This window comes from Nitrosophilus sp. (assembly GCF_982775275.1).
In genome coordinates this window covers 1-8,384 of the sequence record NZ_CEXZHP010000058.1, presented here as the reverse complement: position 1 = coordinate 8,384, position 8,384 = coordinate 1, and the positions used below count along the sequence as shown (strand labels likewise).

Sequence of the window (8,384 nt, the reverse complement as noted above, 5' to 3'; positions counted from 1 at the left end):
CGGTAAAATTTCCTTCAGTAGTTTTAAAGGTAGAGGGATTTGTATTGCTTGATATAATATTAGATGATGACCCATCATCAAAAAATCTTATTCTGTTTTGTGTGGGTGACCAAGTTAATAATCTATCATTTATTAATGATACGGTATAGTTAATATCTTTTGCAAAACAGCCGGCTGTATAATTTGAAGCAATGGAATCGTTATCCAATATAGCATTTATAGATATTTTTAAACTAGCGCTTATATTGCTATCGTTTGATATATATGTATAATTTCCGCAACTATTTGATATACTTACACTATTTGTGAAAGATTTTGGATTAAATCTAAATATTTTGCTGCCATTTATAAGACAGCCAATTTTACCCATATTTGAAATATTAGTATTACTTCCAGAAATACAGTCTATAGAACCGTCGGATTTTAATTGTTGATCAACCTTTGTCCAGTCATTATCATATAAAGTTATATTGACATCTCCTACATTATTATATTTAAATATGATATTTTGGGCTTTACCGTTATTAAATTGTATTGAAGATATTGGGCTTGGAGAAATAGACGATGACAGCGAACAACCACTTGGTAAAACAAGTTTTGCGGTTATATTTTTATCCGTAGAGTTATCAAGGATTTGATTATATCCGGTACAATTTAAATCGTTTCCGAATATAGTGGCGTTAATATCAAGATAATAGGGTTTTGCTCCAATTAATGTAGTTTCATTAACGTCCATAGAATAAATATCGGGTCTTATTGCAAAATTATCTCTTGCGCAAACATAAAACGGATGATAGTCAATTAAACATTCGGCACATCCAAAATTATGATCATACGGTAAGTTTCCTATACCGTGGTTTTGCGGTAAACAAGGAGCGCCAGTTGATGATTTTCTGCAAGGCGTATTTGGGAAAACCTGTTCCAATTTATTACCGCTGTCTAAACATGCTGGTACGCCAGGTAAGTTTGAACTCATGTTACTTACATCTGCACATACAACGCCACTATCATGAATCACTTCAGCCCAATTCATATATTTTATTCTAAATGTACCATTTTTATGTGCTATAGGGATAGTTACGTTATTTAATTCCTGAACGGAAGTTTGACTATTTTTATTTCCAAAATATATAGGATAATTTTTTCCAGGTAACCTATAAATTATCGATGCCGTTTTACAAGTAGATTCATCTTCTGTAATTGAGGTAGCGTCGACTAAATCTAAAAAAACTACTCCTGTAGTATTTTTTAAAGTTGTTTTATCATTATCTAAATGTAATATTTTAATATTAAAAGGTTTATTAACAATTTGGGTATATAAAGAATTTAATGAACTATTTGTATCAATGGGATCATTATTTCCGGTAAAATTTTCGTTTACTACATTATATGTACCTAAAGCAGGCCGATATGGACTAACGGTATTATTAAAGTCTATACATTTTGGAAGATTAGTGTTTATTTTAAAAATTTGATTAGCGATTTCAAATTCGTAAGATGTTTCATAAGATAAAGAAAACGGCTGATCCGTTTGTATTGTCATATTATAGTCTATATACGCAATATGAGAAGGATTTGAAGAATACGGCTTAAATAAAGGAGGGTCTCCCTCGCCTAAATAGCCGATTTTTAATGTTTTGTTTGCGTCGTTATAGTTAACCGGTCCGTTATTATCTACGTAACATATCGGATCCGTATCTTCCACATCTTTTACACAGCTACTATTTTGTACATATTTAGTTATATTTTCGTCGAAATTTTTTATAATTTGAACATATTTTGCAGTTTCGTTATCGTCGTTTCTTATGAGAAGACGAGCCCTTATCATATCGCCAACTTGAACTTGCGAACTGCCGTTTATTTCGTTGCCGTTTGCATCGTAAAGAGTTTCTATATAGCAAATTTTGGGCTGATAGAGTTCCACAGAAAATGCTATCATACTTGGAAAATACGCATCCCAATTTGTATCTAATGAAATTTCAACAGTATTAGTATCCGGATTATTGTTTCTAACATCAGTCATAATGGAAGTTACATCATATACATCTATATCAATACCGTTGGTATTATTAACTGCATTATTCCCAATATTCGGCCTAGTTATATTAGCTAGTCTCGCATCAAAGATATTGTTTGGATCTCTAGCTCCTGGCATATTTTGATTTTCTAATTTCATATGATCCGGATAGTAAGGTTCTTCCCCTTCACCGGCAAATACTGCAAAAGTTGAAGAAACATTCCCCGATTCCGGAAGATAAAGATTTGTAATAGAAATTGTCTCATTTGGATTGTTACCAACATTTATATGTTCATAACCATTATATATTAAAACTCTTTTAAATTTACTATTTTCGTTTCCTTTATATACTAAAACCAAACTCCAAGCGCCATAGTCACCTAATGATCTTTCTCTTCCCTCGTTGGTCGTAATGTTTGCTACGGTTGCTGTTACGGTTGAACCGGGTTGAAATTGATTAATATACGGTTTTATAATTTCGGTAATATCAGCAAAAGAGGAGTAAACAGCCCCATAATTTCCGTACCAGCGATAATAATCTAAATTTTTTGCCGTTACGATAATATAATCGTCCATATTGTTTAATTTAAACCAAACTTTATTCGCATCGGTTGAAGAAATGTCAATAGGAGTATAATTAAATCCGTTATATATATAATGCCATGTTGAGTTACTGTCCATAAGTGCTCTTCTTTGATGCCTTGGATAATAATAATTATCGGAAACGCCATTTACGTTTCCTTGCCAAAAAAGTCCGGCCCAAACCACTTCTTGAAAATCGTTGGGGAGATTAATATATGCACTTGATGAGTTAAATGTTCTACTATCATCGTCAATATCGATATATTTAACGGCGTAATTATTGTCATTTTTATTATGGTCGTTTGTACATACTCCGTCAAAATCCCATCTATTTTCCGTAACACATTCTATTGTGTTTCCCGTAACGATAAAATCTCCGCTAATATTTCTAGTGTCTACTGGATTTACGATAACAAAATTTCTACTATTTTCGGTATATTCTGTACAGATTTTATTAGTTGATATTAATATATTATCAATAAATGCCACTTCCTGGTTAGCAGTAGTGTCAACTTCTAATTGAAGAGTTAAATCTCCGTTACCGTCTGTTGTTAAATTTGCACATATAAAATAGGTACCATTTGTATATGAATATGTTTTTATTAATATACCGTTTGAATATATTTTAAAAAAGTCTTGATAAATCCCGCTATTTTCCCAGCCTCCTTCTGTTCTAATTTTTAATTCCAATATTATCGAAGTATTTGAAAATGAGGAGCCAAAATTATAAGTCTTTGTAGCAATTTTATCTTTATTTATTTTCATTTCTTGGTTTACAACGCTTATTCCACTGCCCGACCAGCCGTTAAGTCCGGAAGAAAAATCATCATATGCTAATTGTTGTGCAAATATTTTATTTGTAAAAAAAATAAAAAATAAGATTATTAAAGATCTTTTCATTGTTGTTTCCTTAAAAAAATAACGATTAATATGGTTGGAGAGCAAATATTAGCAGATCTAAAGATGCAACCCAACCACCCACCTTTTTTAATATTATCGGTAAATTTTTATATAGTTTAAGTATAAACCTTATTTGTTTTTATAAAGCTTAAAATTTGTAAAGAAAAATCTTAATTTTTTTTTGTCTTTTTAAAAGCGGATTTTATAGCTTTTATAAAAGCGCTTCTAACTTTTTTTTCTTCCAATATCCCATATCCTGCAGCGGTAGTGCCGGCCGGGCTCATAACTTCGTCTTTTAAAAGTGCGGGATGGCGGCTTTTTAAAAGAGGAGCAAAACCTTCAAACAAACCTTCTACAAGTTTTTTAGCTTTTTCTCTACTAAGTCCCTCTTTTACCCCTCCATCCATCATAGCTTCGGCTACAAGAGCCAAAAAAGCAGGACCGCTTCCAGAGATCGCCGTTGCGATATCAAGCTCTTTTTGGCTATCTACCCATAAAACATCACCGATCTTTTCAAATATCTTTATTGCGTCAATTTTAGCTTTTTCATCTCCGGTTATTGCGGTCATCGACTTTTGAAAGATGGCAGAGAGATTTGGCATGGCTCTAATATAGCTTTTTGCCTTTATGCACTCTTTTAACTTTTCCAATTTGACTCCCGCTAAAACCGATATTAAAAGATCGGCTTCATTTTTAAAATATTTGGATATATCATCTAAGGCGTATGGCTTGATAGCTAAAATTACTATTTTATTCAAAGAGTTAAAATCATAAAGTTTTGTTGTTTTAAATCCGGCGTTTTTTAAAAACTGAAGTTTTTCTTCGTCTCTACCTACAATCTCCAAATCAAAATCATTTTTTAATCCATCTATCAAAGCATACGCCATTTTGCCTGTTCCAATAACGGTTAAATTTTTCATTTAAATCCCTTTTAATAAAAATCCTCTAATTAACGTTTATTTACTACTATTATACAAAATATTTGATATAATTTTGACCAAAAAACAGAGAAAGAGAGATTATGAAAAGGATAGCAGCGCTTTTTTTAATGGTTTTTTTGATTTTGATAAATGGATGTTCATCAAAAAAAGAGAGTGAATATAATAAACCTGCAATCTATTGGTATAGTAAAATTATAAAATCTATTAGCCATAACAATCTTGACAAGGCCGATGAGTATTTTACTTCATTAGAAAGTGAGCATATAAGCTCCCCGTTTATTCCCGAAGCTATGCTTATTTTGGCTCAAGCCCATATGGATAATGAAGAGTATTTGATGGCTAGGTTCTATCTTGACGAGTATATAAAAAGATACGCCAGCAATAAAAAAAGAGAGTTTGCCGAGTTTCTAAAAATAAAAGCATCTTTTTTGGGTTTTAAAAATATAAATAGAGATCAAAAACTTTTGCAAGATACTATAAATAGCGCGCTGGAGTATAAAAAAAGGTATAAAAACTCCCAGTTTTTGCCGTTGATTGATACTATACTTACAAAACTTTATATGACCGAGTATATTTTAAATAAAAATATTATGCTCTTATATCAAAGAAGAGATAAACCAAAAGCTGCAAAAATTTATGAAGAGAAATTAAAAAAATCTTGGCTAAACGAAAGTGAGATCTTAAAACCTTCAAGCTGGTATGATTTCTTAATAGAGTGGTAAAAAATAAAATAAGGAATAATATATGAAATTGAGCGATTATAAAGAGTTTCCGACAACGCTGCCTATTATTGTGGAAGATGAGCTATTTTTATATCCTTTTATGATATCTCCTATTTTTTTAAGCGATGAAGAGAATATTTTGGCGGCGCAAAAAGCTCTTGATGAAAACTCTTTGGTTTTAGTTTGTCCCGCAAAAGAGGAAAAAGAGGGGGGAAGGGATTTTGATTCTATCTATCCTGCTGGGGTAGTAGGATCTATAATGAGAAAAGTAACTCTTCCTGACGGAAGGATAAAAATACTTTTTCAAGGACTTGCAAGAGGAAAAATAGTAAAAAAGGTCCAAGAGCATCCTTTAAGCGCTTTAGTGGACATAATAGAGTCAAAACCCTATAACGAGATAAAAGTCGAAGCGCTTCTTGAAGTTTTGAGAGAAAAAGTAAGAACCCTTGCACAAGTTAGTAGCTATTTTCCTCAAGATCTGGTAAAAACTATAGAGGAAAATCATGAGCCCAACAGAATAGCCGATCTTGTTAGCAGCTCTATAAAACTTAAAAAAAGCGATGCATATGAACTTTTTATAGAATCGGATATCGAAAAAAGAATCATGCTTTTGATCGACTTTATAACAGAAGAGATAGAACAGAATAAAATTCAAAAAGAGATAAAAAGCAAAGTCCATAGCAGACTTGAAAAGATAAATAAAGAGTATTTTTTAAAAGAGCAGTTAAAACAGATTCAAAAAGAGCTTGGAGTAGATACCCAAAGAGAAGAGGAGATAGAAGAGTATAGAAAAAAGCTCGAAAGCAAAAAATCTTATATGAGCGATGAAGCTTATAAAGAGATTAAAAAGCAGATCGATAGACTCTCAAGAATGCATCCAGACAGCGCTGAAGCCACAGTGATACAGACCTATCTTGATTGGGTTTTGGAGATTCCTTTTGGAAAATTTTCTAAAAAGAGATTGAGTATTGAAGATGTTAAAAATCAACTTAACAAAGACCATTACGGACTAAAAAAAGCTAAAGAGAGAATTGTTGAATATTTTGCGGTAAAAGAGTTAATGGAGTTAAGAGGAATAAAAAGAGAAAAAGGAAGTGGAGCGATTTTGTGTTTTGCCGGCCCTCCGGGGATCGGTAAAACATCTTTAGCAAACTCCATAGCAAACGCCCTAAAAAGACCTTTAGTTAGGATAGCTCTTGGCGGACTTGAAGATGTAAGCGAGCTTAGAGGCCACAGAAGAACCTATATAGGTGCAATGCCAGGAAGAATAGTTCAAGGCTTAATCGACGCAAAAGAGATGGATCCGGTAATGGTATTGGATGAGGTGGATAAAGTTGGAAGAAGTTTCAAAGGGGATCCTACTTCCGTTTTACTTGAGATTTTGGATCCGGAACAAAATACCCATTTTAGAGATTATTATCTAAATTTTAGTATAGATTTAAGTAACGTCATTTTTATAGCAACGGCAAACGATATTAGTTACATACCTGCACCTCTTAGAGATAGAATGGAGTTTATATTTTTAAGCAGCTACACTCCTCAAGAGAAGTTTGAGATAGCAAAAAGATATCTTATCCCTCAAGAGTTAAAAAAACACGGTTTAAAAGGAAGCGAGTTAAATATAACTCCAAAAGCTTTGGAAGAAATTATTGAAAAATATACGAGAGAAGCAGGGGTTAGAAATCTAAGAAGAAAAATAGCCGATATTGTTAGAAAAGCAGCAAAAGAGCTTTTGGAGAATCCTCAAACCAAAAAAATTTCCGTAACCGTAAAAAATCTTCACAAATTTTTGGAAAAACCGATTTATGAGATAGAGTTAGCTCAGGAGGAGCCCCAAATTGGCGTGGTAAACGGTTTGGCTTGGACCGCTGTTGGAGGAGACGTGTTGAAAATCGAGGCAATCAAAATTAAAGGAAAAGGTGCTCTTCAATTAACTGGAAGTTTGGGCGAAGTGATGAAAGAATCCGCTCGTATCGCACTTAGCGTAGTAAAAGTTTTGATCGATAAAAGATCTATAAAAATAGATCAAGAGGTTATTCCAAAAACAGCAAAAGAAAAAGAAGAAAATATTAAATTAGATCCAAGCGAAGTGTATAGAAGATATGATATACATCTACATATCCCAGAAGGTGCTACTCCAAAGGATGGGCCAAGTGCAGGTATAACAATGGCGACTGCGATAGCTTCAATACTTTCAGAAAAAAAGGTTAAAAGCGATGTGGCAATGACAGGGGAGTTGACGCTTACAGGAAGAGTTTTACCTATAGGCGGATTAAAAGAGAAGCTAATTGCCGCTTATAAAGCCGGGATAAATACTGTTTTAATTCCAAAGAGAAATTTTGAAAGAGATTTGGACGATATACCTAAAGAGGTAACAGACAAATTAAAAATAGTTCCGGTTACAAAAATAGAAGAGGTTTTAAAAGAGGCAATTGTTTGGAAATAGCTTATAGAAGCTAAAATTTAGCTTCTATAAAAACGCGTAAGTTTTTATTTTTTCTTTTAATACGCTTTCTCTAATGGGTTTATTTATAAAATCATTTGCCCCGTTATCGAGAGCCTCCGTTTTTTTTGTTTCATCCGTGCTCAATACAATAACTGGAATATCTTTTAAACTTTCATCGCTTTTTATAATTTTTAGCATTTCAATACCGTTCATAATAGGCATAATTATATCTAAAAGTATCAAATCTATGTTATCTTTATTTCTTAAAATATCAATAGCTTCAATCCCGTTTTTAGCTTCTATAACTTCGTCGACAAAGTCGTTTTTTAAAAGCATTGTTTTTAAAAGTTTTAAATTTATAAAATCGTCATCTACAGCTAATACTTTGATTTTTTTCATACAGTTTCACCTTTTTTGATAAATTTTTCAATGATCGACCTTAAAACATCTTTATTTATTATGTTTTTATTTATCTCATCAAAAACCTCTTTTTCTTTTTCTGAAGCTTCTGAGTTTGGATCGATAAATAAAACAAACTTGCTGTTTTCTTTTAAGCTCTCTTTTAGACTTTTTATTTTTTCTATATTATAATCATCGATCTCCTTATCTATAAAAATTAGTTTATAACAATTGTTTGCTGTTTTGTCTAATATTTCTTCAATATTATGGGCAATTTCACTACTATATCCTAGAGAATTTGCAAGTTGTTGAAACAATTTTGCCTCTAAAAGCGTTTTTTTAGCAATTAAAATATCATTTTTGCACTCTTTTTTAGG

The 8,384-nt window shown here is 32.2% G+C and carries 6 protein-coding genes; 2 read left to right on the top strand and 4 right to left on the bottom strand.

Annotation, left to right across the window (positions count from 1 at the left end):
• Both AC30RD_RS04250 and AC30RD_RS04245 read right to left on the bottom strand, forming a co-directional pair.
• On the bottom strand, positions 1 to 3,499 hold a 3,499-nt coding region (locus tag AC30RD_RS04250), incomplete at its 3' end, for a hypothetical protein (RefSeq protein WP_489493026.1).
• 170 nt (positions 3,500 to 3,669) lie between these two features.
• Positions 3,670 to 4,419 (bottom strand): pyrroline-5-carboxylate reductase, encoded by a 750-nt coding sequence (locus tag AC30RD_RS04245; RefSeq protein ID WP_489493025.1) that lies wholly within the window; start codon positions 4,417 to 4,419, stop codon positions 3,670 to 3,672.
• A gap of 101 nt (positions 4,420 to 4,520) precedes the next feature.
• Between AC30RD_RS04245 and AC30RD_RS04240 the strand changes: the two genes are divergently transcribed.
• Both AC30RD_RS04240 and lon read left to right on the top strand, forming a co-directional pair.
• Positions 4,521 to 5,162 (top strand): outer membrane protein assembly factor BamD, encoded by a 642-nt coding sequence (locus tag AC30RD_RS04240; protein WP_489493024.1) that lies wholly within the window; start codon positions 4,521 to 4,523, stop codon positions 5,160 to 5,162.
• 22 nt (positions 5,163 to 5,184) lie between these two features.
• Positions 5,185 to 7,608, top strand: coding sequence for an endopeptidase La (gene lon, locus AC30RD_RS04235; protein ID WP_489493023.1), 2,424 nt, complete (start codon positions 5,185 to 5,187; stop codon positions 7,606 to 7,608).
• Positions 7,609 to 7,632: 24 nt separating this feature from the next.
• On the opposite strand, the gene AC30RD_RS04230 is transcribed toward lon, so the two are convergent.
• Both AC30RD_RS04230 and AC30RD_RS04225 read right to left on the bottom strand, forming a co-directional pair.
• On the bottom strand, positions 7,633 to 8,007 hold the full coding sequence (locus AC30RD_RS04230; RefSeq protein WP_489493022.1) for a response regulator: 375 nt from the start codon (positions 8,005 to 8,007) through the stop codon (positions 7,633 to 7,635).
• Positions 8,004 to 8,384, bottom strand: a 381-nt coding sequence (locus tag AC30RD_RS04225) for a response regulator (protein WP_489493021.1), incomplete at its 5' end; no start/stop codon positions are given. The genes AC30RD_RS04225 and AC30RD_RS04230, both read right to left, overlap by 4 nt.

Excerpts from the sequence above, each read along its gene's own strand:
- AC30RD_RS04245 (WP_489493025.1), bottom strand. The coding sequence starts at position 4,419 with ATGAAAAATTTAACCGTTATTGGAACAGGCAAAATGGCGTATGCTTTG.
- AC30RD_RS04240 (WP_489493024.1), top strand. The coding sequence starts at position 4,521 with ATGAAAAGGATAGCAGCGCTTTTTTTAATGGTTTTTTTGATTTTGATA.
- lon (WP_489493023.1), top strand. The coding sequence starts at position 5,185 with ATGAAATTGAGCGATTATAAAGAGTTTCCGACAACGCTGCCTATTATT.
- AC30RD_RS04230 (WP_489493022.1), bottom strand. The coding sequence starts at position 8,007 with ATGAAAAAAATCAAAGTATTAGCTGTAGATGACGATTTTATAAATTTA.